The following is a 26,221-nucleotide window of genomic DNA, read 5'->3' on the forward strand; positions in this document are numbered from 1 at the left end:
GGTGCCGCTGTGCAGAGGGAGGTTAGCCGAGGCGGTCAGCGGCCGGTGGCGGCAGCCCCGCTCTCCGTGAGCACCGCGTCCGTGAACGGCGGCCACGCCTCGGTCGCCCACGGCCCGAACGCCCGGTCCGTCAGGGCGACACAGGCCAGCGAGGCGTCGGGGTCGACCCACAGGAACGTGCCGGACTGCCCGAAGTGCCCGAACGTGCGCGGCGAGGACGAACTTCCCGTCCAGTGCGGCGACTTGGAGTCCCGGATCTCGAACCCCAGCCCCCAGTCGTTGGGGTTCTGGTGTCCGTAGCCCGGCAACACGCCCTTGGTGCCAGGGAACTGAACGGTCATCGCCTCGGCCACGGTCCGCGGGTCCAGCAGCCGGGGCGCCTGCACCTCCGCCGCGAACCGCAGCAGATCGTCCACCGTCGACACCGCGTCCTTGGCCGGCGATCCCTCCAGCGACGTCGACGACATCCCCAGCGGCTCCAGCACCGCCTGCCGCAGGTACTCCGCGAAGGGGATGTCGGTCGCCTTCGCGACATGGTCCCCGAGCTGCTCGAAGCCGGCGTTGGAGTACAGCCGCCGCTCTCCGGGCGCCGAGGTCGCCCTGTGCTCGTCGAACGCCAGCCCCGAGGTGTGCGCGAGCAGATGCCGCACGGTCGCCCCCGCCGGCCCGGCCGCCTCGTCCAGCTCGACCGCCCCCTCCTCGTACGCCACCAGCACGGCGTACGCGACGAGCGGTTTGGTCACCGAGGCCAGCGCGAACCGCTGCCCGACGGGCCCGTGGGTGCCGAGGACGGTCCCGTCGGCCCGCACGACACCCGCGGCAGCGGAGGGAACCGGCCAGTTCTCGATCAACGCGAGGCTCTTGAGCGACATGCGGTCGAGCTTAACGGGGGCACGGCGACGGCAATCCACTTGCTTGGAGCGCACTCCAAGGAAATAGCGTGGAGGGCATGACGGTGATGCAGAGCACCCCCGTGACAGCCGAGCAGAGCAGCCCCAGCCGCGTCGACATCTGTTCCGGCCCACCGCCCCGCCACCCCCGCCCCGACGGGCAGGACAGCTACACCATCAGCGAGGTCGTCGCCTTCACCGGCCTGACGGCGCACACCCTGCGCTGGTACGAGCGCATCGGCCTCATGGCCCACGTCGACCGCTCGCACACCGGCCAGCGCCGCTACAGCAACCGCGACCTGGACTGGCTGGACCTGGTCGGCAAGCTGCGGCTGACCGGTATGCCGGTCGCCGACATGGTCCGCTACGCCGAACTCGTCCGCGAGGGCGACGGCACCTACGCCGAGCGCTGCGCCCTGCTGGAGCAGACCCGGCGGGACGTCCGGTCGCGGATCGCCGAACTGCAGGACACGCTCGCCGTCCTCGACCGCAAGATCATGTTCTATTCGGACGCCACGCGCGCGTACGAAACGGAAAGGACCGCCCGATGACCGACACCAGGATCCCCACCACACGCCTCGGCGCCGGCGGCCCCGAGGTCGGGGTCCAGGGCCTGGGCTGCATGGGCATGAGCTTCGCCTACGGCCCCGCCGACGCCGACGCGTCCCGGGCCACCCTGGAGCGCGCCCTCGAACTCGGGATCACCCTGTACGACACCGCCGACGCCTACGGCGCCGGGGAGAACGAGCGCTTCCTCGCCCCCTTCGTCAGGGCCCACCGCGACGAGGTCGTCATCGCGACCAAGTTCGCGCTCTCCATCCCGCGGGACGACCCGTCCAAGCGCGTCATACGCAACGACGCCCCCTACATCCGCCAGGCCGTCGAAGCCAGCCTGCGACGCCTCGACGTCGACGTCATCGACCTGTACTACATGCACCGGCGCGACGTGAACGTCCCGATCGAGGAGACCGTCGGCGTCATGGCCGAGCTGGTGCGCGAGGGCAAGGTCAAGCAGCTGGGCCTGAGCGAGGTCACGGCCGACGAGCTGCGCGCGGCGCACGCCGTGCACCCCGTCGCCGCCGTCCAGTCGGAGTGGTCCCTGTTCAGCCGTGACATCGAGGCGAAGGTGGTGCCGGCGGTCCGCGAACTCGGCGTGACCCTCGTGCCCTACTCCCCGCTCGGCCGGGGCTTCCTCACCGGCGCCTTCACCAACGCCGAGACCGAGCTGACCGCCGACGACTTCCGGCGTCAGCAGCCCCGCTTCACCGGCGAGAACGCGGCGGCCAACGCGGCGCTCCTGGAGCCGGTGAAGGCCGTCGCCGAGGCCCATGACGCGACGCCGGCCCAGATCGCCCTGGCCTGGGTCCAGCAGCAGGCGGGCGTCCACGACCTGCCCGTCGTCCCGATCCCGGGCACCCGCAAGCCGAGCAGGGTGGAGGAGAACGCGCGGGCCGCGACCCTGCGGCTGACCGACGAGGAGCTGGCCCTCCTGGAGCCGATCGCCTCGAAGGTGGCCGGCGACCGGTACGCGGACATGGCGTTCACCTCGGCCGGCCGCGAGTGACCTGACCCGCCGGGGTGTTCACCGTCCCCGGACGGCGGCGAGCACCGCCGCCGCGAACGGCAGCGACTCGTGCACCACCCCGTACCCCAGCCCGAACACCACGGCGGCCGGGTCCTGATCGGCGGGACCCGGCCGCTGCGCGACGTCCGCGCCGCGCAGCCGCAGCCGCAGATACCCCTCCAGCAGCTCCGGCGACCGCCATTCCACGTCCGCGACCTCGGCCACCGGGAAGCTCTGGTCGCCCGCCTTCCACTTGGCGGACGAGGCTCCCGTCCAGAACCACCGGAACCGTATGGTCCGCCCGTCGAACGACGCCTTCCCGTCGTACGCCTTGAACGACACCGGCACCTCGGGCGCCGCCACCAGGAACCGGTCCACCGGACCGGACTCGGTGAGCAGCCCCTTCAGCTCGTCCGCGTAGTACTCCGCGAGCAACTCGCGCTCCGCGGGCAGCACCAGCCGGTAGGGATCGCCGGCCTCCTTCAGCTGACCCGCCGCCGCCTCCATCAGCGGATCCGCCCCGGGCCGCGGCTGGGCCCGCAGTACGACCGTCCCCCGCTTGCCCGGCTCCAGCGCCACCGACTCCAGCGCGCTCAGCGGAATCCGCCGCTCCCCCAGCGCGGAGAACAACCTGGGCGTGCGCAAGCCCCGTTCGTAACGGATGAGGACGGAGTCGGACTCGAACTCCCAGGCTGCGTGAAATCCGGCCAGTACGTCACCCATGCGGCTCATCGTATGCGGGACCGGCACGTTCGTCCCCTCCTCGCGCACGCCGCGGTTCCTGCGGTCTCTACGCGCGTCCGACCGCAGTGGTGGCGGACAAACCCTCCCGGCAGGCGCCGGCTCCGCTCGCGCACCGCACCGAACGGTATGCGCCAGTGCCGATGTCGGCGAGGTTGCGCAGACTGTCCGTGCCCGGCACGAAGTACCCCGCGTGGCCCCTGGCCTCGTGCGCCGACAGCACCCGCGCGCCGAACACCTCCGACACCGGGTCCTCGCCGTGTCCGAGCCCGCCGAACTCCATGTACGGCACGTCCTGGATCCAGTCGTCCGCGTCCCGCATCGCCCACACCCGGGCGGAGGTGCCGAGGTCGGCGGCCTTGCCCGCCCGCATCCCGGGACTGCCCGCGACGGCTATGTCGGCCACCCGGCCCGGCATCGAGCGCGCGGCCACACCGCACACCACCGAGCCGTAGCTGTGGCAGAACACCGAGACGGGCGCGCTGCCGGGCAGGGCGTGCAGCAGTGCGTTCAGCCGCACGGCCCCGCTCTCGGCGCGCATCGCGGTGGCCGATTCGATGCCCAGCCCGGCGGGTGCGGTGTAGTCGGCCCACGCGATCACGGCCGTGCGGGTCGTGGGGCTCGCCTCGCGCTCGGCCGCGTACAGCGCCTGGGCCATGCCGACGGGGGCGGAGTACCGGCGGTCGGTGCGCTGGAAGGTGAGCAGGTCGGTGTCGACGCCGGGGACGACCACGGAGATCCGCTGGGCCGCGGAGAGGTTGCCGAAGACCTCGGCGACCCGGCCGGCGCCCTCCGGGTCGAAGGCGAGGATCTGCCGCCCGGCGTCGCCGAGCGCCTCGAAGCGGTGCATCCGGCGGACCGCCTCGTGCTGCCCGGCGGGTGTGAGCCGGCCGTCGTGCGTCCGGACCCGCTCCGCCCGTACCGCCCGGACGAGCGCGGTGCGGTTGGCGCGGTAGCGCAGCTCGACGGGGGCGCCGTTCATGTTGCCGACGGCGAGCGGGTAGCGGGCGGCGAGCGAGGCGCGCTGCTGCTTGGTGAGCGTGGCGAAGAAGCGGGCGATCAGGGCGGGTGCCGCGTCCGGGTCGGGCAGGTCACGCCCGTCGATCCGGCCGTCCGCCCAGGCGGAGCGGGACGCCTGCAGCGCGGTGGGGTCGCGGTGGTGACGCAGCGCGGTCCAGCCGGTGGTCGCGAGCATCACGAACACCACGGCCAGCGCCAGCAGCGTTCGTGTGGCACGGGGGTGGGGGGTCTCGAAGGAAATCACTGGGACGACACACTAGGAGAACGGGAGGGTCTCGGGAGAACCGAGTGACAGGGATCACGTTTCGGTTCGCGCGGAAACGGGTTCGGCCCGGGCGTCGCGCGGCGAATTCCCCTATCAGGGTGACAAGGCTAAAGGCCCCTCGCCTCCGGCACACGCCCCGGGTCACAGTGGGTCATGCCACGGCCTGCGGCGCGCTGCCGGAGGGGGACAGCGCGCCGCGGGCCCGGGGACGCCACCGCCCTCACGACTCGACCGCCTCGACACGGCTGCCGGACAGCGCCGCCACCTCCGCGCGCAGCGCCCGCACCTCCTCGGTGAGCGCCTCGATCGCCTCCCGGTGCAGCCGCTCCTCCACGTCGTCCTTGTCGAAGCGGGCGATGAACCAGGCCGCGATGTTCGCGGTCACCACACCGAGCAGCGCGATCCCGGACAGCATCAGACCGACCGCCAGCAGCCGTCCCAGCCCGGTCGTCGGCGAGTGGTCGCCGTACCCCACCGTCGTCATCGTCGTGAACGACCACCACAGCGCGTCACCCAGCGTGTGGATGTTCCCGTGGGGTGCGTCCCGCTCCACCGACAGCACGGCCAGCGAGCCGAACATCATCAGACCCACGACCGCCCCCGCGACATACGTCGTCAGCTGTATCTGCGACGCCATCCGCGCCCGCCGTCCCACCAGCAGCAGGGTCGAGACCAGCCGGAGCAGCCGCAGCGGCTGCAGCAGCGGCAGCGCCACGGCGCACAGGTCCAGCCAGTGGGTGCGGACGAACGTCCACGGGTGGCGGCTCAGCGCCAGGCGCATCAGGTAGTCGAGCGCGAAGGCCGCCCACACCAGCCACTCGACCGCCGTGCAGACGCGCGTCAGCGTGTGACCGGCCGAGGTGTCCACGATGGGCACGGCGTAGGCGACGGCGAACAGACCGGACAGGACGAACAGGGGGCGTTGGGTGAAGTGTTCCCATCGGACCTGCGGTGACTGTTCCTTCATGCCCCGCATCGTAAGGAACGCGTGCGGGCGGCGGGGGAGGACCGGTGGCCCGCCCCCGCCGCCCGCACGCGCGCCGTCGGGCTCTAGGCGTCGCCGCCCGCCGCCCCCGGGTCGGCGGCCGCCACGTCCAGCAGCTGGTAGCGGTCGATGGCCTGCTTCAGTACGGACCGGTCGACCTTGCCCTCCTTGGCCAGCTCGGTCAGCACCGCCACCACGACCGACTGCGCGTCGATGTGGAAGAACCGCCGGGCGGCACCCCGGGTGTCCGCGAAGCCGAAACCGTCCGCGCCGAGCGACTGGTACGGCCCGGGCACCCACCGCGCGATCTGGTCCGGAACCGAACGCATCCAGTCGGACACGGCCACGAACGGACCCTGCGCACCCGACAGCTTCCGCGTCACGTACGGCACCCGCTGCTCCTCCTCCGGGTGCAGCAGGTTGTGCCGCTCGACCTCCACCGCCTCGCGCCGCAGCTCGTTCCACGAGGTCGCCGACCAGACGTCGGCCCGCACGTTCCACTCCTCGGCGAGGATCCGCTGCGCCTCGATCGCCCAGGGCAGTGCCACACCGGAGGCCATGATCTGCGCCGGGATCGCGCCGCCGGTGCCCTCGCTGAAGCGGTAGACGCCCTTGAGGATGCCCTCGACGTCCACGTTCGCGGGCTCGGCCGGGTGCTGGATCGGCTCGTTGTAGACGGTGAGGTAGTAGAAGACGTCCTCGCCGTGCGGGTGCTCGGGGGAGCCGCCGTACATCCGGCGCAGGCCGTCCTGCACGATGTACGCGATCTCGAAGCCGAACGCCGGGTCGTAGGCGACGCAGGCCGGGTTCGTCGACGCCAGCAGCTGCGAGTGGCCGTCCGCGTGCTGCAGACCCTCACCGGTCAGGGTCGTCCGCCCCGCGGTCGCGCCCAGGACGAAACCGCGTGCCAGCTGGTCGGCCATCTGCCAGAACTGGTCGCCGGTGCGCTGGAACCCGAACATCGAGTAGAAGACGTAGACCGGGATGAGCGGCTCGCCGTGGGTGGCGTACGCCGAACCGGCCGCGATCAGCGAGGCCGTGCAGCCGGCCTCCGAGATGCCGTCGTGCAGCATCTGACCGGTCGGGGACTCCTTGTAGGCGAGCAGCAGCTCGCGGTCCACCGCCTCGTACTGCTGGCCCAGCGGGTTGTAGATCTTCGCACTCGGGAAGAACGAGTCCATGCCGAAGGTGCGGTACTCGTCCGGCGCGATCAGTACGAACCGCTTGCCCAGCTCCTTGTCCCGCATGAGGTCCTTGAGCAGCCGGACGAACGCCATGGTGGTGGCGATGGACTGCTGACCGGAGCCCTTCTTCACAGTCGCGTACGTCTTGTCGTCCGGCAGGGCCAACGGCTTCGACCGGACGACGCGCGTCGGGACGTACCCGCCGCACGACCGGCGCCGGTCGTGCATGTACTGGATCTCCTCCGAGTCCCGGCCCGGGTGGTAGTACGGCGGCAGGCCGGACTCCAGCTCCTTGTCGGCGATCGGCAGGTGCAGCCGGTCCCGGAAGCGCTTGAGGTCGTCGACCGTCAGCTTCTTCATCTGGTGGGTGGCGTTGCGGCCCTCGAAGTTCGGGCCCAGCGTCCAGCCCTTGACCGTCTTGGCGAGGATCACCGTGGGCTGGCCCTTGTGCTCGACCGCCGCCTTGAACGCCGCGTAGATCTTGCGGTGGTCGTGGCCGCCGCGGCCCAGCATCAGGATCTGGTGGTCGGACATGTTCTCGACCATCGCCCGCAGCCGGTGGTCGTCACCGAAGAAGTGCTCGCGGATGTAGGCGCCGGTCTCGGTGGCGTACGTCTGGAACTGGCCGTCCGGCGTGGTGTTCATCCGGTTGACCAGCACGCCGTCGCGGTCCTGGGCGAGCAGCGGGTCCCAGCTGCGGTCCCAGATCAGCTTGATCACGTTCCAGCCGGCGCCGCGGAACACCGACTCCAGCTCCTGGATGATCTTTCCGTTGCCGCGCACCGGGCCGTCGAGCCGCTGGAGGTTGCAGTTGACGACGAAGGTCAGGTTGTCCAGGCCCTCGCGGGCGGCGATGGACAGCTGGCCCAGCGACTCCGGCTCGTCCATCTCGCCGTCGCCGAGGAAGGCCCACACGTGCGACCTGCTGGTGTCGGCGATCCCGCGCGCGTGCATGTAGCGGTTCATCCGCGCCTGGTAGATCGCGCCGATCGGGCCGAGCCCCATCGACACCGTCGGGAACTCCCAGAAGTTGGGCATCGAGCGCGGGTGGGGGTACGACGACAGCCCGTCCGGCGCCTTGGAGTGCTCCTGGCGGAAGCCGTCGAGCTGCTTCCCGTCCAGCCGGTCGAGCAGGTACGCGCGCGCGTAGATGCCCGGCGAGGCGTGCCCCTGGAAGAAGACCTGGTCCCCGCCGTCGCCCTCGTCCTTGCCCCGGAAGAAGTGGTTGAAGCCCACGTCGTAGAGGGACGCCGAGGAGGCGAAGGTGGCGATGTGGCCGCCCACGCCGATGCCGGGCCGCTGGGCGCGCGAGACCATCACGGCGGCGTTCCAGCGGGTCGCGTTGAGGATCCGGCGCTCGATCTCCTCGTTGCCGGGGAAGAACGGCTCGCTCTTGGTGGGGATCGTGTTGACGTAGTCGGTGCTGCGCATCTCGGGCACGGCCACGCGCTTCTCGCGGGCCCGCTCGATCAGTCTCAGCATCAGGTAGCGCGCCCGCTCCCGGCCGCGTTCGTCGACGGCGGCGTCGAGGGAGTCGAGCCACTCCTGGGTCTCTTCGGGATCGAAGTCAGGTACCTGACTCGGAAGGCCGCCAATGATGATCGGATTGCGATCGGATCCGGAAGCCACGCTGTTCCTTACCTGTCAGAGGGCACCCGCGGGGGCCACTTTCCGGTATGCCTGCACCGTCCCCCATCGTGTACCCCGGCGAGGCCGAACGGCATCTCTACTCTGGGGTAACCAGGACCTCCTACCCGCGGGCGGTTCCCAAACACGCAAACGGGGCAGATAGGTGTGGTGCGCGTCACCTCTGGTACTCGCATCACCCTGACGGTTGGGGCGAGACGGCCGGAATCGTCACCGTTTCGGCGGTCTGAACCGCCGGGTACTTGCGCGATCCGCCCCGCCCGTGTGGACTACGGCCAATGCTTCGCGCACGCGCGTGGCTGAGATTCCCCCAAACCCTGGACGGGTTCGGGGGCACCCCCATCCAAGACATGATCAGGAGGCAACCCGTGAGCGCGACCGCGGACCACGCGGAGGAGCGGACGAACCCTGCCGCCAGGCTGGGGTTCCAGCCCGGGCAGGTGGTCCAGGAGATCGGCTACGACGACGACGTCGATCAGGAACTCCGCGAGGCCATTGAGGGGGCCATCGAGGGAGACCTGATGGACGAGGACTACGACGACGTGGCCGACGCCGTTGTGCTGTGGTTCCGGGACGACGACGGCGACCTGACGGATGCGCTGGTGGATGCCACCACGTACATCGAAGAAGGCGGCGCGATCCTGCTCCTCACACCGAAGACGGGCCGTTCCGGCTACGTGGAGCCGAGCGACATCTCGGAGGCCGCGACCACGGCCGGCCTGACGGCGTCCAAGAGCGTCAGTGTGGGCAAGGACTGGAGCGGCAGCCGGCTGGCCACGCCGAAGGCGGCCAAGTCCAAGAAGTGACCCGCGCCGGACGGGCCGGTACCCACCGGCCCGTCCGAGGGCGTGCGGTGGTCACTGCGTAGGGTGGACGCGACCGTCACCCGAGCAGCCTCCACCGAAAGGGTTCACCCACGATGGCCATCCAGGTCGGCGAGAAGGCCCCCGACTTCGAGCTCAAGGACAACCACGGCGCCACCGTGAAGCTGTCCGACTTCCGCGGCAGCAAGAACGTCGTCCTGCTCTTCTACCCCTTCGCCTTCACCGGTGTGTGCACCGGCGAGCTGTGCGAGGTGCGCGACAACCTGCCGCAGTTCTCCGACCGCGACACCCAGGTCCTCGCCGTCTCCAACGACTCCATCCACACCCTGCGGGTCTTCGCCGAGCAGGAGGGCCTCGACTACCCGCTGCTCAGCGATTTCTGGCCGCACGGCGAGGTCTCCCGGGCCTACGGCGTCTTCGCCGAGGACAAGGGCTGCGCGGTGCGCGGGACCTTCGTCATCGACAAGGAGGGCGTGGTCCGCTGGACCGTCGTCAACGCCCTGCCGGACGCCCGCGACCTCAACGACTACGTCAAGGCGCTCGACACCCTGTGATTCATCGGGGCCATGCCCTGTGTGGGGCGGGAACCCGTCACTAGGATCGGATCGTTGATCCGATATCCGAAGCACGACGGGGCTCCCGCCCCCGGACACCAATGGAGGACTCGTGGGAGTCAGCCTCAGCAAGGGCGGCAACGTATCGCTGACCAAGGAGGCCCCCGGCCTCACCGCGGTCATCGTCGGTCTGGGGTGGGACGTGCGCACCACGACCGGCACCGACTTCGACCTGGACGCCAGCGCGCTGCTGCTGAACAACACCGGCAAGGTCGCCAGCGACCAGCACTTCGTCTTCTTCAACAACCTCAAGAGCCCGGACGGCTCCGTCGAGCACACCGGTGACAACCTCACCGGTGAGGGCGAGGGCGACGACGAGCAGGTCAAGGTCGACCTCGCGAACGTCCCGGCCGACGTCGAGAAGATCGTCTTCCCGGTCTCGATCTACGACGCCGAGAACCGTCAGCAGTCCTTCGGCCAGGTGCGCAACGCCTTCATCCGCGTCGTCAACCAGGCCGGCGGCGCCGAGATCGCCCGCTACGACCTCTCGGAGGACGCCTCCACCGAGACCGCCATGGTCTTCGGTGAGCTCTACCGCCACGGCGCGGAGTGGAAGTTCCGTGCCATCGGCCAGGGCTACGCCTCGGGCCTGCGCGGCATCGCCCAGGACTTCGGCGTCAACGTCTGACGCGTCCCCGTCCGACCCGGGCGGCGTGTCCGACACGTCAACGTCCGATCCGGGCGGCGTTCTGCCGCCCGCACCGTCCGGCGCCGCACCGTTTACGGGCGGCGCCGGACGCGCAGGACAACCGAAGAAGCACCATGGCACCACCAAGGGGAGGACCAGCATCATGGGCGTCACGCTCGCCAAGGGAGGAAACGTCTCCCTGTCCAAAGCCGCGCCGAACCTCACACAGGTGATGGTCGGGCTCGGCTGGGACGCGCGCTCCACCACCGGAGCCCCCTTCGACCTCGACGCCAGCGCGCTGCTGTGCGACGCCGGCAACCGCGTCCTGGGGGACGAGTGGTTCGTGTTCTACAACCAGCTCAAGAGCCCGGACGGCTCGGTGGAGCACACCGGCGACAACCTCACCGGTGAGGGCGAGGGCGACGACGAGTCGCTGCTGGTCGACCTCGCCAAGGTGCCGCCCCAGTGCGACAAGATCGTCTTCCCGGTCTCGATCCACCTGGCCGACGAGCGGGGCCAGGCCTTCGGCCAGGTCAGCAACGCCTTCATCCGTGTCGTCAACCAGGCCGACGGCCAGGAACTGGCCCGCTACGACCTCAGCGAGGACGCGTCCACCGAAACCGCCATGATCTTCGGGGAGCTCTACCGCTACCAGGGCGAATGGAAGTTCCGGGCCGTGGGACAGGGGTACGCGTCGGGGCTGCGGGGCATCGCTCTAGACTTCGGGGTCAACGTTTCGTAAAGCCGGGTACGGCGACGGGGGTGACCCTCCTCCGGACGTGGCCCCGGTGGGGGGACCCCCATACAGGATTGGGTAGCCAGTGCTTCTGAGAACCTTCGGCTGGTCGTTCGCGGTGACCGCGATCGGCCTCGCCGCTGCGGCCTTCTTCGGGGGGTGGGAGGCCTTCGGTATCGTGGCGATCCTCTCCATCCTGGAGATCTCGCTGTCCTTCGACAACGCGGTCGTCAACGCCGGAATCCTGAAGAAGATGAACGCCTTCTGGCAGAAGATCTTCCTCACGGTCGGCGTGCTCATCGCGGTCTTCGGCATGCGGCTGGTCTTTCCCGTCGTCATCGTCGCGATCAGCGCCAAGATGGGCCCGATCGAGGCCGTCGACCTCGCCGTGAACAACAAGGACCGGTACCAGGAGCTCGTCACCGACGCCCACCCGGCGATCGCCGCCTTCGGCGGGATGTTCCTGCTGATGATCTTCCTGGACTTCATCTTCGAGGACCGGGACATCCAGTGGCTGCGCTGGATCGAGCGCCCCCTCGCCAAGCTCGGCAAGGTCGACATGCTGTCGGTCTGCATCGCCCTGATCGTCCTGCTGATCACCGCCTTCACCTTCGCCACCCACGCCCACCAGCACGGCGGCTCACACGTCGACAAGGCGCAGACGGTGCTGATCTCCGGCATCGCCGGTCTGATCACCTACATGGTCGTCGGCGGCCTCTCCGGCTACTTCGAGGACAAGCTGGAGGAAGAGGAGGAGCGCGAGCACGAGGAGGAGGAAGAGGCCGAGCGCACCGGCAAGAAGAAACCGGCCGTCGTCCTGGCCGGGCAGGCCGCGTTCTTCATGTTCCTCTACCTGGAGGTCCTGGACGCCTCCTTCTCCTTCGACGGCGTGATCGGCGCCTTCGCCATCACCAACGACATCGTCCTGATGGCCCTCGGCCTCGGCATCGGCGCGATGTACGTCCGGTCGCTGACCGTGTACCTGGTCCGCCAGGGCACCCTCGACGACTACGTCTACCTGGAGCACGGCGCCCACTACGCGATCGGCGCGCTCGCCGTGATCCTCATGGTCACCATCCAGTACCAGATCAACGAGGTCATCACCGGCCTCGTCGGCGTCGTCCTGATCGCCTGGTCCTTCTGGTCCTCGGTCCGCCGCAACCGCGCCCTCGCTCAGGCCGAGGGAAAAGCGGCGGGCTCGGACGAGAAGGCTGAGGTCTCGTCCGGGGTGTGAACCGGGGGTGTGACCACCTCCCGTGTGAGGAACGCTCTGAGCGGGGCGGCCGGCAGGACGGGTCCTGCCGGCCGCCCCGCCGGTTTGTCAGCGAGCATGGGGGCGGGCATGGGCTTGTTCGACGGTTTCTGGAGCGGCCGGGCCGCCGAGTTCGACTCGGGGAGCGCGGCCAGCAACGCGATCGAGCTGACCAAACGGCACCACCAGGTCTCCCTCACCAAGCAGGACGCGGCCACCGGGCACCTGCGCGTCAACCTGACCTGGTCGATGCGCACGTCCGACTTCGGCGGGCCCCAGCGCGAGAGCCTCTTCCGGCATCCGCTGCGGGCCCTGAAACCGCCGGAGGTGATGGGCCACAGCCAGAGCATGGTGAACGTCGACCTCGACCTGGGGTGCCTGTACGAGCTGGCCGACGGCACCAAGGGCGTCGTCCAGCCGCTCGGCGGCTACCTCGGCGACGTCAACGCACCGCCGTACGTGAAGATCACCGGCGACGACCGGTTCGGCTCGGGCTCCGGCGAGACCCTGTACGTCAACCTGGACCACCGCGACGACATCAAGCGGCTGCTGGTGTTCGTCTACATCTACGACCAGACACCGGCGTTCGACCGTACGCACGCCACCGTCACCCTCTACCCCAGCAACGGGCCCCGGATCGAGATCGGCCTCGACGAGCGGCACCCTCAGGCCCGGTCCTGCGCGGTGGTGCTGGTGGAGAACGTGAAGGGCGAGATCCTGGTTCGCCGCGAGGTCCGGTTCGTCTACGGCTTCCAGGCGGAGCTGGACCGGCTCTACGGGTGGGGACTGCAGTGGGGCCGGGGCTACAAGGCCGCCGACCGGTGACCCGCGGTCACCGCCCGGAGAACCGCGGTCACCGCCCGATGAACTGCGGCCCCATCGGCGGGAGCTGGAAGTTCTCCGGGTAGCCGTAGCCGTGGGTGGCCAGCGAGGACGGATAGCCGTACGCCGCCGGCTGCTGGGACTGGGCCGGCGGCCTGGGCACCGTCTGCGTGGGCTGCTCCGGGGGCAGCGGCTGGGACACGCCGGGGGCGGTCGTCTCGGGGGCGGGGTCCGCGGCGGGCTGCTCGCCCTCCTCGCCCTCGTCCACCGAGATGCCGAAGTCCGTGGCCAGGCCCTTCAGTCCGTTCGAATAACCCTCGCCCAGCGCCCGGAACTTCCAGCCCTCGCCCCGGCGGTACAGCTCACCGCAGATGAGGGCCGTCTCCTCGCCGGTCTCCGGCCGGATGTCGAAGTGGGCCAGGGGTTCCCCGGCCGCCGCCGACGCGTCGTACAGCGTGATGCACAGGTCCGGTACGCGGTCGAAGGTGACGCCGTCCGCCGAGGCGACCAGCAGAATCCGGCCGATATCGGACTCGACGCCCGCCAGATCCGTCTGGATGGTGTCGGTGAGGCCCTCGGTGACCCGCTTCTGGCCGAGCCGCCACACCGTCCTGGACGGGTGCCGGGGCTGGTTGTAGAAGACGAAGTCCTCGTCGGAGCGCACCCGACCGCCGGGACCGAGGAGCAGCGCGGAGGCGTCGACGTCCGGTACCCCCTGCCCGGGCGTCCAGCGCAGCACGGCCCGTACGGTGGTGGCTTCCAGAGGGACGTTCGACCCCTTCAACATCGCGTGCGTCATGCGGTCATCCTGCCCTCTCGGTCCTGGCCACGACAACGCGGGGTGTGGGGGCTGCCGACACCACCGACACAGTGGAGTTACCGGAAATTCATGCCCGATGGGAACCCCGGCCATGGGTGGGTACGTACTATTACCGGCCACCTGTTCTCAAAGTCCACAGTCGTTCCGTGTGTCACGGGGGAGTTCCATGCGTCATTTCGGGCACGTCGCCCCGGCGGAGCGGCGGCGTCTCTTCCACCAGGAGCCGTGCGAGTTCGCCGCGGACTCCCCGGCCCGGCTGCTCTCCGCGGCCCTGGGCGCCACCCTGTACAGCCCGGCCACCCGCCCCCGGATCGCCGAGGACGTCACCAAGCAGGCGGCGCGGGGCGTGGTGTCCATGGTGCTGTGCCTGGAGGACTCCATCGGCGACGAGGACGTGCCGGCCGGAGAGGAGAACCTGGTCCGCCAGTTCACCGAGCTCGCCGCCCGCCCGGACGCCGAGCCCCCGCTGCTGTTCGTCCGGGTGCGCACCCCCGAGCAGATCCCCGACCTGGTCGGACGCCTCGGCCCGGCCGTGCGGCTGCTGACCGGGTTCGTGTTCCCCAAGTTCACCGGGGAGCGCGGGGTGCCGTTCCTGGAGGCGCTGGCCGCCGCCGAGGCCGCCGGCGGGCGGCGGCTGTTCGCCATGCCCGTGCTGGAGTCGCCCGAGCTGCTCTACCGCGAGTCACGCGTGGAGACCCTGGAGGGCATCTTCCGGGCCGTCGACAAGTACCGCGACCGGGTGCTGGCCCTGCGCCTCGGCGTGACCGACTTCTGCTCCTCCTACGGCCTGCGCCGGGCACCCGACATGACGGCGTACGACGTCCAGATCGTCGCCTCCGTGATCGCCGACGTGGTGAACATGCTGGGGCGGGCCGACGGCACCGGCTTCACCGTGACCGGTCCGGTGTGGGAGTACTTCCGGGTGCCCGAGCGCATGTTCAAGCCGATGCTGCGGCAGAGCCCCTTCCTGGAGGGCCAGGCCGTGGAACTGCGCGAGAGACTGATCGAGCACGCCATGGACGGGCTGCTGCGGGAGATCACCCTCGACCAGGCCAACGGCCTGCTGGGCAAGACCTGCATCCACCCCTCCCACGTGCCGGCGGTGCACGCGCTGTCCGTCGTCAGCCACGAGGAGTACAGCGACGCGGCGGACATCCTGCGCCCCGAGCGCGGTGGCGGGGGAGTGCTGCGCTCGCAGTACACGAACAAGATGAACGAGGTGAAGCCGCACCGCGCCTGGGCCGAGCGGACGATGCTGCGCGCGGAGGTCTTCGGCGTGGCCCACGAGGACGTCAGCTTCGTGGATCTGCTGGCCGCCGGGATACCCCGCTGAACCGTTTCCGCACGGAGAATCGTCACAAGGGACGTATGAACAACGCAGAGAACAACGGCATCTGGTCCGGCACCTGGGTCGCCGAGCGGCTCGGGGTCGAACTGGTGGGCGACGACAGCCTTCGGGGCATGCTGGGCCTGGCACTGCGCCGCAACCCCAAACGGGCCCACCTGCTCGTCTCCCACGTGCTCGGCAAGCACGTCCCGCAGTCCCCGTCCGTCGTCCACGGCGCCGGGGTCGCCCTGGGCCGCCGGGTGCGTGAGCTGCTCGGCGCCGACGAGGCGGCCCGCGCGGTCGTCCTCGGCTACGCGGAGACCGCCACCGGACTCGGCCACAGCGTCGCCGACGGCCTCGGCACCGCTCCCTGCCTGCACTCCACCCGCCGCCCGGTGCCCGGCGTGACCCCGGCGGGCGGCTTCGAGGAGTCCCACTCCCACGCCACCTCACACCTGCTGCTCCCGGAGGACCCGGCCCTGCTGGCGGGTGGCGGGCCCCTCGTCCTGGTCGACGACGAGTTCTCCACCGGGAACACGGTCCTGAACACCATCCGCGCCCTGCACGCCCGCCACCCCCGCCGGCGGTACGTCGTGGTCGCCCTCGTCGACATGCGCTCCGCGGCCGACGCGCGGCGGCTGACGGAGTTCGCCGGTGGGATCGGCGCCCGGGTCGACCTGGTCGCGGCCGCCTCGGGAACCGTACGGCTCCCGGAGGGGGTCCTGGAGAAGGGCCGGGAGCTGGTGGCGGGGCACGAGGCCGCCCAGCCGGGGGCGCGCGCCGGCGATCCGGGCGACGTGACCGCGCACGACCGCCCGGCCCCCGCCCGCCCGCACCGGACCCACCGCCGAGTGGAACTGAACTGGCCGGCCGGCCTCCCCGACGGCGCCCGCCACGGCTTCACCGCGGCCCACCGAATACGCCTGGAGACCACGCTGCCGGCCATGGGAGCGCGCCTCGCCGACGCGATACCCGGCGACGCCCGCCGGATCCTCGTCCTCGGCTCCGAGGAACTGATGTACGCCCCGCTCAGACTCGCCCGCGAGCTGGAGCGGGCCGTGGACGCCGAGGTCCGCTACTCCACCACCACCCGTTCGCCGGTCCTGGCGGTCGACGACCCCGGCTACGCCATCCGCAGCCGCCTCGTCTTCCCCGCCCACGACGACCCCGCCGACGGCCCCGGCGACCGCTACGCCTACAACGTGGCGGGCGCCGGCTTCGACACCGTCGCCGCCGTCGTCGACTCCGTCGGCGACACACCCGCCCTGCATGCCCCCGGCGGCCTGCTGGACCAGCTGGCCGCCCATGTGCCGCACGTGCTGCTCGCGGTCGTCCCCTCCTACAGACCCGACACGTCCGGCCCCGGCGTGTCCGAAAGGCCCCCGATGCTGCCCGAGCCCCTCCGCGGCCCCGCCTTCTCCTCGTACGCGCCCGAGGAGGTGGGCTGGCTGCTGCGGGACCTCTCGGACGTGACCCTGGAGGCGCCCACCGAGGAGCGCGAGGAGGCCATCCAGAGCGGCGGCGCCCACTACGCGGAGTCGCTGCCGGTGGAGTACCAGCCGAGCGAGCGGTACCAGGCACTGTTCCACGCGGCCCTGGAGACGTCGGCCGAGCGGATCGCGCACGCCGTCGGCGTGGTCACCGAGACCGTCCTCGCCGAGCGCCCCCACGCCCGGCTCCGCCCGCGCGGGGGGACCCCCGCGCCGCGCCCGGTCCTGGCGTCACTGGCCCGCGCGGGCACACCCGTCGGGGTGCTCATGCGCCGCTGGGCCCGGTGGCGGCACGGCCTCGACCTGCCCCACTACGCCGTCTCCATCGTGCGCGGCCGCGGCATCGACGCCAACGCGCTGCGCTGGCTGGCCGAGCACCACGACCCCGCCGACGTCGTCTTCGTCGACGGCTGGACCGGCAAGGGCGCGATCACCCGGGAACTGGCCGCCGCGATCCGGGAGTACGAGGCGGACGGCGGGGCCACCGGCTTCGACCCGGAGATCGCCGTGCTCGCCGACCCGGGCTCCTGCGTGCGGACGTACGGCACCCGAGAGGACTTCCTGATCCCGTCGGCGTGCCTGAACTCCACCGTCTCGGGGCTGGTGTCCCGGACCGTCCTGCGGGCCGACCTCGTGGGGCCGGACGACTTCCACGGCGCGAAGTTCTACCGCGAGCTGGCCGGGGCCGACGTCTCCGGCGTCTTCCTCGACGCCGTCTCCGCCCGCTTCCCGGACGTCGCCGACGCGGTGGACCCGGCGGTGAAGGAACTGCTGGCCGCCGACCGGACCCCGACCTGGGAGGGCTGGGCGGCCGTCGAGCGGATCAGCGAGGAGTACGGCATCCACGACGTCAACCTCGTCAAGCCGGGTGTCGGCGAGACCACCCGGGTGCTGCTGCGCCGGGTGCCGTGGAAGATCCTCGCCAAGGCCGGGGCGGGCGCCGACCTCGACCATGTCCGCCTGCTGGCCGAACAGCGCGGCGTGCCGGTGGAGGAGGTCGGCGATCTGCCGTACACCTGTGTCGGGCTGATTCACCCCCAGTACACACGGGGCGCCACGGGCGCCGACGGAAAGGCGGTGGCCGTCTGATGCCGGTCCTGGTGGCGAGCGATCTCGACCGTACGCTCATCTACTCCGCGGCGGCCCTCGCGCTGACCATGCCGGACGCCCGCGCTCCCCGGCTGCTCTGCGTCGAGGTGCACGAGAGCCGGCCGCTGTCCTACCTGACGGAGACGGCCGCGGGCCTGCTGACCGCCCTCGGGGACGCGGCGGTGTTCGTGCCGACGACCACCCGGACCCGCAAGCAGTACCTGCGGATCAATCTGCCGGGCCCGGCGCCCACGTACGCGATCTGCGCCAACGGGGGCCATCTGCTGGTGGACGGGGTGCCCGACCCCGACTGGCACGCGAGGGTGACGGCCCGGCTCGCGGACGAGTGCGCGCCGCTGGCGGAGGTCCGCGCGCATCTCGCCGAGGCCGCCGACCCGGCGTGGCTGCGCAAGCACCGCGTCGCGGAGGACCTGTTCGCCTACCTCGTGGTGGAACGTGAGCTGCTGCCCGAGGAATGGGTGAAGGAACTGGCCGCCTGGGCGGAAGGGCTGGGGTGGACGGTGTCCCTCCAGGGCCGCAAGCTGTACGCCGTGCCCAAGCCGCTCACCAAGAGCGCGGCCCTGCGCGAGGTGGTGCGCCGCACGGGCGCGGAGCTGACACTGGCGGCGGGCGACTCCCTGCTGGACGCCGACCTGCTGCTCGCCGCGGACCGGGGGTGGCGGCCCGGGCACGGCGAGCTGGCGGACACGGCGTGGTCGGCGCCCGGCGTGGTCGCGCTGCCCGAGCGGGGCGTGCTGGCCGGCGAGCGCATCCTCAGGGAGTTCCTCGCGGCCGTGTAGGGCGGGGCGGTGCCGGCCCCGCGGCTTCGTCCCGCCCTAGGTGTGCTGTCGGGACAGCACACCTAGCCGCAGCAGCCGCCGCCGCAGCAGCCGCCCCCGCCCCCTCCGGCGGCGGGGGCCGGGGCCTGGGCGGCCGTGCCGCCGACCGCCACCGTCGACAGCAGCTTCACCGTGTCCGTGTGGCCCTCGGGGCAGGCGGCGGGGGCGGAGGACTCGGCCATGGGGCGGGTGAGTTCGAAGGTGGTGCCGCAGGGGCGGCAACGGTATTCGTAGCGAGGCATGGGGTCAGGCTAGCCGCCCCGGATGTGACCTGTTCCGCCCGAATCCGATGTGGAGACTTTGCGAAGAGCGCTGGTAACTTGAGGGCGCCGCGAAGGACCAGCGTGGTCGGGGGATTCAGGGGGGTCGGCAGTTGCCAAGGTGACTCGGCAACCGAACCGCGGCCCTCGTACGTCTGTACGTCTGCCTGCGCGAGCAACAGAAAGTGCGGAGGGAGACGCGTCGTGACTCAGCCGGGGCAGGGGGAGGAGCCCCAGAAGCCCGACGAAACCATGCAGTTGAAGGTCCCGCCGGCCCTTCGGCCGGACGAGACCATGCAACTCAAGGTCCCCGCCGTCCCCAAGGCCGACGAGACCATGCAGCTGCGCATACCGGACCAGGGCATACCTGGGGGGCGAATACCCGGGCGGAGTGCATCCGACTCGGCTGATCCGGGCGAATCGGCCGATTCGCCCGGTCGTGCCGAGGCGGCCCCGGGTTCCCTGCGGGCCAGGCTCGCCCCGGTCCTAGCGGCCCTCGCCGTCCTGACGCCCTACCTGCGGCGGCTGCGGCCCCGGTACCCCCGCCCCGGGCGCGCCGGGTGGCGGCGCTGGATACCGTCCTGGCGGCAGGTCCTCGGCGGCTTCCTGGCGTCGACAGGGCTCTCCGGCATGCTCCTGGTCGTCGCCTACGCCGCCACCGACATACCGGACAACCTCAACACGTACGCCACCCAGCAGGACAACGTGTACTTCTGGGCCGACGGCACGCCCATGGCCCGCACCGGCTGGGTGCAGCGGCAGGACATGCCCCTTCAGGACATCCCGGAGGACGTCCGCTGGGCCGTCCTGGCCGCCGAGAACGCCAGCTTCTACAGCGACCCCGGCATCTCCTTCTCCGGCGTCACCCGCGCCCTGTGGCGCACGGTCGGCCAGGGTGAGACCCAGGGCGGCTCCACGATCACCCAGCAGTACGTCAAGAACGTCTACCTCAACCAGGACCGCTCGATCGGCCGCAAGTTCCACGAGGCGATGATCGCCCTCAAGCTCGACAACCAGATGAGCAAGGACGACATCCTGGAGGGCTACCTCAACACCAGCTGGTTCGGCCGCGGCACCTACGGCATCCAGCGCGCCGCCCAGGCCTACTACGGCAAGGACGTCAGCAAGCTCAACGCCAGCGAGGCCGCCTTCCTCGCCTCCCTCCTCAAGGGCGCCAGCCTCTACGACCCCACCATCAGCCAGGCCAACCGGGCCCGCGCGACGGAACGCTGGTCGTGGACGCTGGACCGCATGGTGGAGATCGGCAAGCTCACCAAGGAGGAGCGCGCGGGCTACAAGAAGTTCCCCGAGCCGCTCGCCAGCAACCCGCTCTACAACACCGGTGAGCAGAGCGACTACCTCGTCGAACTGGCCGCCCAGTACGCCAGGAAGTCCGCCGGCATCTCCGAGAAGGACTTCGACCTCGGCGGCTACCAGATCTACACGACCTTCGACGAGAAGCGCGAGAAACAGCTCACCGACGCCGTCACCAAGGCCCGCGAGCAGGCGGTCAAGGACGACCCGAAGGCCGCGGAGAACGGGCACTACGGCGCGGCCTCGGTGGCCGCCGACGGACGGATCCTCGCCGTCTACGGCGGCCCCGACCACCGCAAGCAGGGCTACAACGAGTCCAACGCCACCACCGTCCCTGCCGGTTCCGCCTTCATGCCGTTCGTGTACGCGGCGGGACTGGAGCACGGCGCGCGCAAGACCCGCGACGGGGAACCCACCCCCGTCAGCGGGCAGTCGGTCTACGACGGCGACGACGGCGTGCCGGTGACCACGCCCGAGGGGCCGTACTGGGACCGCAGCGGCAGGAAGGTCGCCGCGAAGAACGACGGCGGCCGGTCCTACGGCCGGATCACCCTGCACGACGCCCTCGCGCGGTCGGTGAACACGCCCTTCATGCAGCTCGGCATGGACACCGGCCTGGACAAGGTGCGCGCCACCGCCGTGGCGTCCGGCCTGCTGCCGTCCAGTATCGGCGCCCAGGTGCCCACCCTGTCGACGGGCAGCTCCACCCCGAGCGCCATCCGGATGGCCAGCGGCTACAGCACCTTCGCCGCCGACGGCAAGCACACCGAGCCGTACTCGGTGCGCCGGATCACCCGCAACGGCAGCAACGTCCCTCTCAAAGCCCCCGCCCAGCGCCGCGCGATGAGCGCCGAGGTCGCCCAGGAGGTCACCTCGGCGCTCGGCGACGCCTTCCGCACCGCCCACCCCGGCGCCGCGTCCGCGTCCGCGGAGGTCGCCGGCAAGCGGGGCACCACGGAGAAGGACACCGCCGCCTGGTACGTCGGCACGGCCGAGTCCGTCTCCACGGCGGTGGTCGTCTACCGCATCGACCTCGCCGAGAGCCTGGAACCGCTGCCGCTCGAAGGCCTCGCCGGCACGATCACCGACAGCGTCCCCTACGACATCTGGTCGAGCGCCGTGAGACCGCTCGACTGACCCGTGCGACCGGCACCCCACCCCTGTCCCCCAGCAGAATGAGCCGCCCATGAAACAGCCGTCGGGTCGCCGCCGCAAGGCCCCCGTCCCCCGTCCGCGCCCCCCGGTACGCCCCGGGTTCCTCGGCCTGGCGGCGTTCCTCGTCGTCGCCTCCCTGATCGCCGGGTACCTGGTGCTGTCCCGCTCCGACAAGACCACCCCGACCGCCTCCGCGCAGGACGGCACCACGGGCAGCCCGTCGGCCGGGCAGAGCGGAGGGGCCGAAGCCGAGTGGGACGGCAGGACCAAGGTGCTCGGCGACGGCTCGACCTCCTACACCGGGCCCCAGCAGGGCAGGCTCAAGCCCGAACGCCTCAAGCCCGGTGAGAAGCCGCCCCAGTTCGTGGTCTTCTCCTGGGACGGCGCCCTGGCCGGCGACGACGAGCTGTTCACGCACTACCGGGAGCTCGCCAAGGAGTACAACGCCCACATGACCTTCTTCCTCACGGGCATCTACCTGCTGCCCAGGAGCAAGAAGGAACTCTACGAGCCGCCGCAGCACTCGCCCGGCTCCGCGGCGATCAGCTTCCCCACCGACGAGCATATCCGCACCACGCTGGTCGAACTCGGCAAGGCGTGGGAGGAGGGCAACGAGATCGGCACCCACTTCAACGGCCACTTCTGCGGCGCCAAGGGCGGCGGCGACTGGAGCGTGCAGGAGTGGAAGAGCGAGATCGACCAGTTCTTCGAGTTCGCCGAGAAGTGGAAGACGAACACCGGCTACACCGACATGGACCCGCTGCCGTTCGACTTCCGCAAGGAGGTCACCGGCGGCCGCGCGCCCTGCCTGGAGGGCCAGGCCAACCTGCTCAAGGCGGCCAAGAGCTACGGCTGGCGCTACGACGCCTCCTCCGCCGGCGACTTCCAGATCTGGCCGACGAAGAAGAACGGCATGTGGGACTTCCCGCTGCAGATGCTCCCGTACGACGGCGGCGACTTCCAGGGCCTGTCGATGGACTTCAACTTCCTCTACAACCAGTCCGACGGCAAGACCGAGGGCGACCCCGCCAAGTACCCCGAGTGGCAGCAGCAGACCATCGACTCCTACACGGCCGGCTTCAACCGCGTGTACTACGGCAGCCGGGCGCCGCTGTTCATCGGCAACCACTTCGAGCAGTGGAACGGGGGCATCTACATGAAGGCCGTCGACGAGATGGTCGAGACGGTGTGCACCAAGAAGGACGTCAAGTGCGTCTCGTTCAAGGAGCTCGCCGACTGGATGGACGTTCAGACCCCGGCCACCCTGCAGCGGTTGCGCACCCTCGATCCGGCGCAGTCCCCGGACTGGTCCACGGTCGTGCGATGACGGTCACATAACTCCCCGGCAGTTATCAGCGCATCCCCCTTCACAGATGTCACACATGGCATGCGAGTATTCCGCTACCCCGGCATCCCTCCGCCGGGGCAAGAGGGGAAACATCAGTGAAGTCAAGGAAATTGAGCCGTACCCGGCGCCGCGCGACCATACTCACGGCAGCCGCCGCCTCGGTGGTCGCCGGAGTGGCGCTGCTGCCCAACTGGAGCGCGGGCGCGGCCGTCGTCGACGACCCGACCGTGAACGCCAAGGACAAGGCCACCTTCCAGCGGCTGGCGGACGCGGTCTTCACCGACCGCACCGAGGCCCTGGTCACCGGGGGGTCCAAGCACGGGCACAAGCCGCGGACCGGCGGCTTCTCCGGCCGGGTCGCCCTGTCCTCCGGGCTGTCGCACCAGGAGGACACCGCCCGCGACTCGCTCGGCCAGCGCAAGAACCGCCTGGCCGCGGTCGGCGAGAAGTACTCCGCCGCCGACACCAAGGTCACCCTGGACGCCACCAACGTGCAGGGCCGCCGGGCCACGGTCGCGGTCACCGAGACCACGACCCTGACCTACGCCAAGGTGCGCGGCGACGAGCCGCGGACCACCGGCTTCCAGGCCCACCACGAGCTGACGTTCAAGGCCGACAAGCGCGGCAACTGGCGGCTGACGTCCATCCGCGAGACCGACGACGGCGAGATCGCGGTCAACCAGCCCACCGCGAAGCCGTCGGTCAGCACCAAAACGGCGACCACCACGAGCAACACCATGCCGGACGCCCCCCGGGCGTCGACCAACCGGTGGACGGCGACCAAGAACCCGAAGGACCTTGCCGCCGGCGCCTACGACTACAAGGCGATGGCCGCGTACGCCGAGAAGTACTGGAGCAACTACAACACCGCCTACCCGGACTTCAACGGTCACGGGGCCGGTGGCGACTGCACCAACTTCGTCAGCCAGTCCCTCAAGGCGGGCGGCTGGAAGCACGTGCCCGGCTACGTGTACGACTACACCAGGTGGTTCGGCACCGCCGACATCCAGTCCGACTCGTTCGTCGGCGTCAACGAGTGGTCCTGGTTCGCCCAGAACTCCAAGCGGACCACCCCCCTCACCAACGTCTACCAGCTGGACGTCGGTGACGTGCTCCAGATGGACTTCGACAGGGACGGGTCCAAGGACCACACCATGATCGTCACGTACCGCAGCCCGCAGGGCGTGCCGTACCTGACGTACCACTCCACCAACACCTACCGCCGGTCGGTGTCGAGCATCATCGCCTCCTACCCGACCGCCGCGTACTACGCCTACCGCACCTGACGCACGCCGGTCGGGCCGGCCGGTCAGGCCGGACGGTCCTCGGGGCGCTCCAGCTGGCGGTCCCGTCCCTCCGCGAACTCGGGGTGACGGGCCCGCCAGTACGGGTTGTCGTGCGGCAGGGCGGAACCGACCCTGCCGTACATCCCGAAGACCAGCAGCAGGATGCCGACGGCGAAGCTGAACAGACAGTTCTGGATCTCGAACGCCAGGAAGTTGTAGTCGGTGTCCAGCAGGCCCATGTTCAGGAACCCGTTGAGGATGAACAGCACGCCGAGCGTCATGTTCAGCGTGGACGCGAAGTTCCCGCCGATCACCATGCCGACCAGCAGCAGCACGCCGACCGCGACCGACAGCCAGCCGAGCGCGCCGTTGGTGTTCAGGCCCCAGACCTCGTCCCCGCCGGTGTCGAAGAACCCGATGTTGTCGGTGATCCCGAGGATCCCGAAGGCCAGCAGGAACGCGCCCATCAGGCCGGCGCCGATCCGGTAGACCGTGTTCAGTCGGTGGTCGACCGGCAGGTGGTCGTCCAGCCGGATCCGCCGTCGTGAGCCCGTGCGCAGTGAGTGGGTGGCCATCTCCGCCTCCTTGAGAGCTCCGGGTTCCAGCGGGGGCCGTACCTACTCCTCTCAATATCCGCCCGAGGCGCCCCGCGGGCAAACAGGACGGCTCAGTGGCCGCCCAGCTCCTCCCGGATCCGCGCCACCACCCCGGCGACGGTCCGCCGCACCTCCTCCGTCTCGGTCAGGAAGTGCCAGTAGTCAGGGTGATGCCCCTCCAGCGCGGCGGCGGCCCGCTCCAGCCGGCCCACCGAGTCGTCCAGCGGGCGCGCGTGCCGCGGATCGGGTGTCGTCCGTCCCGTCATGGCCAGCCGCTGGGCGTCCCGGATCGCGAACCGGGTCCGCTCGATCTCCCGCTGCGGGTCCTTCTGGACGGCGTTCAGCCGGGACAGCCGGTCCCCGGCGGCCGACACCGACTCGTCGGTGGCGTTCAGCAGCGCCCGCACCGTCGACAGCAGGGCGGTGGCGTCCGGCCAGCGCTGGGCCTCGCGCGCGGCCCGTGCCTGAGCCAGCTCGGCCTCGGCCCGCCGGATGTTCTCGGCGGCCTGGGCGGGGACCTGCTGCAGGTCCTGCCAGCAGGCGGCGACGAAACGCCGGCGCAGTTCGCTCAGCACCGGCTCCACCTGCTCGGCCCGGGTGGTCAGTGCCTGGGCGCGAGTGCGCAGCGACACCAGCCGGCGGTCGATCTCGGCGGCTTTCTCCGGCAGCCGTTCCGCCTCGCTGCGGACCGCCTCGGCCTCCCGCGAGACCCGCTCGGCGCGTTCCAGGGTCCGTTGGACGCCCTGCTGCCCGGCACCCTGGTTGAGCAGGGTCAGCTCGGGTGCGAGAGCGGCGAGCCGGGCGGCCAGGTCGTCGGCGCGCAGCCCGGCCGCGCGGACGGCGTCCAGCGCGTCCGAGGCCGCCCGCAGCGCCTGGCGGGCCCGCTCCACGGCGGGCGCCAGCCGGGCGAGCTGGGTCTCGGCCTTGCCCAGCAGCGGTCCGAGGCCGTCCGCGAACCGGTCCAGCTCGCGCTTGACCTGCTCCAGCTCCTCCTTCGCCCGGGTCAGCCGGGTGCGCGCCTGTGCGGCGGCGGAGGTCTCCAGGTCGTCCCGGTCGAGGTCCTGGGCGTCGACGGCGGCGATGTACGCGTGGCTGACCTCGTCGATGCGGCGGCCGATCGCCGCGAAGTCCGTCACGGCGCGGCGGGCCGCCGGGGAGTCGTCGACCGCCGTGATGGTCTCGATGGAGATCCGCAGGTCACGCTGGGCGGTGTCCAGTTCGTAGAACGCGGCCGCCGCCGCGTCCTTGGCGGCCTGCGCCTCCGCCCGCACGCTGTCGGCCCGTCCGCCGAACCACCGCCGGGTGCCCCCGCCGGCGAACGCGGCCGGGACGGCCAGCGCGGCGACCAGGGGCAGCGCGATCAGCGTGAGGGTCTCGCGCACGGCGCGGGAGCCGCGGGAGCCGCGGGGGAGGGGCGGGGCGCCGGGGGCGCGGGGTGCCGTCCGCGGGTGCGGCTGCCGTGGTATCGCCGTCACATGCCTCTCCCGTGCTGTGGTCCGCCCTGCCCGGAGTCATTCTCCCACCG

General features: G+C 70.9%; 22 protein-coding genes and 1 pseudogene. 14 read left to right on the forward strand and 9 right to left on the reverse strand.

The genetic code is table 11. The annotated features are described in order from the left end of the window. Nucleotides 1-35 precede the first annotated feature (35 nt). The gene (locus AC3ET3_RS04335) at nucleotides 36-872 is read right to left on the reverse strand and encodes a serine hydrolase domain-containing protein (RefSeq protein ID WP_432139251.1); all 837 of its coding nucleotides are present in this window, start codon (nucleotides 870-872) and stop codon (nucleotides 36-38) included. A 77-nt stretch (nucleotides 873-949) separates the two neighbouring features. Between AC3ET3_RS04335 and AC3ET3_RS04340 the strand changes: the two genes are divergently transcribed. Further along, nucleotides 950-1,441, forward strand: a complete 492-nt coding sequence (locus tag AC3ET3_RS04340) for a MerR family transcriptional regulator (protein ID WP_432139250.1) — start codon at nucleotides 950-952, stop codon at nucleotides 1,439-1,441. Further along, the gene (locus AC3ET3_RS04345; protein ID WP_435611654.1) at nucleotides 1,438-2,454 is read left to right on the forward strand and encodes an aldo/keto reductase; all 1,017 of its coding nucleotides are present in this window, start codon (nucleotides 1,438-1,440) and stop codon (nucleotides 2,452-2,454) included. Before AC3ET3_RS04340 ends, AC3ET3_RS04345 begins: the two co-directional genes overlap by 4 nt. A 27-nt stretch (nucleotides 2,455-2,481) precedes the next feature. Here the strand turns inward: AC3ET3_RS04345 and AC3ET3_RS04350 are convergent. The 4 genes and pseudogenes from AC3ET3_RS04350 to aceE all read right to left on the reverse strand — a co-directional run. Further along, nucleotides 2,482-3,186: pseudogene (locus tag AC3ET3_RS04350) on the reverse strand (DUF4429 domain-containing protein); the annotation flags it as partial. A gap of 58 nt (nucleotides 3,187-3,244) precedes the next feature. Further along, nucleotides 3,245-4,459, reverse strand: coding sequence for an alpha/beta hydrolase (locus tag AC3ET3_RS04355; protein ID WP_432139248.1), 1,215 nt, complete (start codon nucleotides 4,457-4,459; stop codon nucleotides 3,245-3,247). Between the two features lie 241 nt (nucleotides 4,460-4,700). After that, nucleotides 4,701-5,447: a potassium channel family protein gene (locus tag AC3ET3_RS04360; RefSeq protein ID WP_432157983.1), complete on the reverse strand. Its 747-nt coding sequence runs from the start codon at nucleotides 5,445-5,447 to the stop codon at nucleotides 4,701-4,703. An 83-nt stretch (nucleotides 5,448-5,530) separates the two neighbouring features. Further along, nucleotides 5,531-8,278 carry a pyruvate dehydrogenase (acetyl-transferring), homodimeric type gene (aceE, locus tag AC3ET3_RS04365; protein ID WP_432139710.1) on the reverse strand — a complete coding sequence of 916 codons (2,748 nt, stop codon included), beginning with the start codon at nucleotides 8,276-8,278 and terminating at the stop codon, nucleotides 5,531-5,533. 386 nt (nucleotides 8,279-8,664) lie between these two features. Here aceE and AC3ET3_RS04370 point away from each other — a divergent pair, with 386 nt between their 5' ends. The 6 genes from AC3ET3_RS04370 to AC3ET3_RS04395 all read left to right on the forward strand — a co-directional run bounded on the left by AC3ET3_RS04370 (nucleotide 8,665) and on the right by AC3ET3_RS04395 (nucleotide 13,175). Continuing rightward, nucleotides 8,665-9,102 carry a DUF3052 domain-containing protein gene (locus AC3ET3_RS04370; protein ID WP_432139711.1) on the forward strand — a complete coding sequence of 146 codons (438 nt, stop codon included), beginning with the start codon at nucleotides 8,665-8,667 and terminating at the stop codon, nucleotides 9,100-9,102. A gap of 113 nt (nucleotides 9,103-9,215) precedes the next feature. Then, nucleotides 9,216-9,674 carry a peroxiredoxin gene (locus tag AC3ET3_RS04375; RefSeq protein WP_432139712.1) on the forward strand — a complete coding sequence of 153 codons (459 nt, stop codon included), beginning with the start codon at nucleotides 9,216-9,218 and terminating at the stop codon, nucleotides 9,672-9,674. A 112-nt stretch (nucleotides 9,675-9,786) separates the two neighbouring features. Beyond that, the gene (locus tag AC3ET3_RS04380) at nucleotides 9,787-10,362 is read left to right on the forward strand and encodes a TerD family protein (protein ID WP_432139713.1); all 576 of its coding nucleotides are present in this window, start codon (nucleotides 9,787-9,789) and stop codon (nucleotides 10,360-10,362) included. Nucleotides 10,363-10,525: 163 nt separating this feature from the next. After that, on the forward strand, nucleotides 10,526-11,104 hold the full coding sequence (locus tag AC3ET3_RS04385) for a TerD family protein (RefSeq protein ID WP_432139714.1): 579 nt from the start codon (nucleotides 10,526-10,528) through the stop codon (nucleotides 11,102-11,104). A gap of 79 nt (nucleotides 11,105-11,183) precedes the next feature. Beyond that, nucleotides 11,184-12,332 (forward strand): DUF475 domain-containing protein, encoded by a 1,149-nt coding sequence (locus AC3ET3_RS04390; RefSeq protein ID WP_432139715.1) that lies wholly within the window; start codon nucleotides 11,184-11,186, stop codon nucleotides 12,330-12,332. Between the two features lie 108 nt (nucleotides 12,333-12,440). Continuing rightward, nucleotides 12,441-13,175 carry a TerD family protein gene (locus AC3ET3_RS04395; protein WP_432139716.1) on the forward strand — a complete coding sequence of 245 codons (735 nt, stop codon included), beginning with the start codon at nucleotides 12,441-12,443 and terminating at the stop codon, nucleotides 13,173-13,175. 28 nt (nucleotides 13,176-13,203) lie between these two features. On the opposite strand, the gene AC3ET3_RS04400 is transcribed toward AC3ET3_RS04395, so the two are convergent. Next, on the reverse strand, nucleotides 13,204-13,971 hold the full coding sequence (locus AC3ET3_RS04400) for a TerD family protein (protein ID WP_432139717.1): 768 nt from the start codon (nucleotides 13,969-13,971) through the stop codon (nucleotides 13,204-13,206). 187 nt (nucleotides 13,972-14,158) lie between these two features. On the opposite strand from AC3ET3_RS04400, the gene AC3ET3_RS04405 reads away from it, so the two are divergent. Genes AC3ET3_RS04405 through AC3ET3_RS04415 form a run of 3 tightly spaced genes read left to right on the forward strand, consistent with a single transcriptional unit; the run spans nucleotide 14,159 to nucleotide 18,698 of the window. Then, entirely contained in the window at nucleotides 14,159-15,325 is a 1,167-nt protein-coding gene (locus tag AC3ET3_RS04405; RefSeq protein ID WP_432139718.1) for an HpcH/HpaI aldolase/citrate lyase family protein, read from the forward strand. 35 nt (nucleotides 15,326-15,360) lie between these two features. Next, complete coding sequence (locus AC3ET3_RS04410) at nucleotides 15,361-17,898, forward strand: phosphoribosyltransferase (RefSeq protein WP_435611655.1); 2,538 nt, start codon at nucleotides 15,361-15,363, stop codon at nucleotides 17,896-17,898. Next, nucleotides 17,898-18,698: an HAD family hydrolase gene (locus tag AC3ET3_RS04415; protein ID WP_435611656.1), complete on the forward strand. Its 801-nt coding sequence runs from the start codon at nucleotides 17,898-17,900 to the stop codon at nucleotides 18,696-18,698. The genes AC3ET3_RS04410 and AC3ET3_RS04415 overlap by 1 nt, the downstream gene beginning before the upstream one ends. A 62-nt stretch (nucleotides 18,699-18,760) precedes the next feature. On the opposite strand, the gene AC3ET3_RS04420 is transcribed toward AC3ET3_RS04415, so the two are convergent. After that, a complete protein-coding gene (locus AC3ET3_RS04420; RefSeq protein ID WP_432139721.1) occupies nucleotides 18,761-18,979 on the reverse strand; it encodes an FmdB family zinc ribbon protein in 219 nt (72 codons plus the stop codon). A gap of 270 nt (nucleotides 18,980-19,249) precedes the next feature. Between AC3ET3_RS04420 and AC3ET3_RS04425 the strand changes: the two genes are divergently transcribed. From AC3ET3_RS04425 to AC3ET3_RS04435, 3 genes are all read left to right on the forward strand, one after another. Further along, nucleotides 19,250-21,448, forward strand: coding sequence for a transglycosylase domain-containing protein (locus tag AC3ET3_RS04425; protein WP_435611715.1), 2,199 nt, complete (start codon nucleotides 19,250-19,252; stop codon nucleotides 21,446-21,448). A gap of 49 nt (nucleotides 21,449-21,497) precedes the next feature. Then, nucleotides 21,498-22,793, forward strand: coding sequence for a polysaccharide deacetylase family protein (locus AC3ET3_RS04430; RefSeq protein ID WP_432139722.1), 1,296 nt, complete (start codon nucleotides 21,498-21,500; stop codon nucleotides 22,791-22,793). 131 nt (nucleotides 22,794-22,924) lie between these two features. Then, entirely contained in the window at nucleotides 22,925-24,100 is a 1,176-nt protein-coding gene (locus AC3ET3_RS04435; protein ID WP_432139723.1) for an amidase domain-containing protein, read from the forward strand. A gap of 23 nt (nucleotides 24,101-24,123) precedes the next feature. Here the strand turns inward: AC3ET3_RS04435 and AC3ET3_RS04440 are convergent, their stop codons facing one another. After that, nucleotides 24,124-24,675, reverse strand: a complete 552-nt coding sequence (locus tag AC3ET3_RS04440; protein WP_432139724.1) for a DUF4383 domain-containing protein — start codon at nucleotides 24,673-24,675, stop codon at nucleotides 24,124-24,126. Nucleotides 24,676-24,767: 92 nt separating this feature from the next. Further along, entirely contained in the window at nucleotides 24,768-26,171 is a 1,404-nt protein-coding gene (locus AC3ET3_RS04445) for a coiled-coil domain-containing protein (RefSeq protein ID WP_435611657.1), read from the reverse strand. Nucleotides 26,172-26,221: the final 50 nt, after the last annotated feature.

This window comes from Streptomyces sp. bgisy159 (genome assembly GCF_057707805.1).

Excerpts from the sequence above, each read along its gene's own strand:
- AC3ET3_RS04430 (WP_432139722.1), top strand. The coding sequence starts at position 21,498 with ATGAAACAGCCGTCGGGTCGCCGCCGCAAGGCCCCCGTCCCCCGTCCG.
- AC3ET3_RS04385 (WP_432139714.1), top strand. The coding sequence starts at position 10,526 with ATGGGCGTCACGCTCGCCAAGGGAGGAAACGTCTCCCTGTCCAAAGCC.
- AC3ET3_RS04415 (WP_435611656.1), top strand. The coding sequence starts at position 17,898 with ATGCCGGTCCTGGTGGCGAGCGATCTCGACCGTACGCTCATCTACTCC.
- AC3ET3_RS04335 (WP_432139251.1), bottom strand. The coding sequence starts at position 872 with ATGTCGCTCAAGAGCCTCGCGTTGATCGAGAACTGGCCGGTTCCCTCC.
- AC3ET3_RS04340 (WP_432139250.1), top strand. The coding sequence starts at position 950 with ATGACGGTGATGCAGAGCACCCCCGTGACAGCCGAGCAGAGCAGCCCC.
- AC3ET3_RS04410 (WP_435611655.1), top strand. The coding sequence starts at position 15,361 with ATGAACAACGCAGAGAACAACGGCATCTGGTCCGGCACCTGGGTCGCC.
- AC3ET3_RS04360 (WP_432157983.1), bottom strand. The coding sequence starts at position 5,447 with ATGAAGGAACAGTCACCGCAGGTCCGATGGGAACACTTCACCCAACGC.
- AC3ET3_RS04425 (WP_435611715.1), top strand. The coding sequence starts at position 19,250 with ATGCAGTTGAAGGTCCCGCCGGCCCTTCGGCCGGACGAGACCATGCAA.
- AC3ET3_RS04395 (WP_432139716.1), top strand. The coding sequence starts at position 12,441 with ATGGGCTTGTTCGACGGTTTCTGGAGCGGCCGGGCCGCCGAGTTCGAC.
- AC3ET3_RS04420 (WP_432139721.1), bottom strand. The coding sequence starts at position 18,979 with ATGCCTCGCTACGAATACCGTTGCCGCCCCTGCGGCACCACCTTCGAA.
- AC3ET3_RS04345 (WP_435611654.1), top strand. The coding sequence starts at position 1,438 with ATGACCGACACCAGGATCCCCACCACACGCCTCGGCGCCGGCGGCCCC.
- AC3ET3_RS04440 (WP_432139724.1), bottom strand. The coding sequence starts at position 24,675 with ATGGCCACCCACTCACTGCGCACGGGCTCACGACGGCGGATCCGGCTG.
- AC3ET3_RS04405 (WP_432139718.1), top strand. The coding sequence starts at position 14,159 with ATGCGTCATTTCGGGCACGTCGCCCCGGCGGAGCGGCGGCGTCTCTTC.
- AC3ET3_RS04400 (WP_432139717.1), bottom strand. The coding sequence starts at position 13,971 with ATGACGCACGCGATGTTGAAGGGGTCGAACGTCCCTCTGGAAGCCACC.
- AC3ET3_RS04375 (WP_432139712.1), top strand. The coding sequence starts at position 9,216 with ATGGCCATCCAGGTCGGCGAGAAGGCCCCCGACTTCGAGCTCAAGGAC.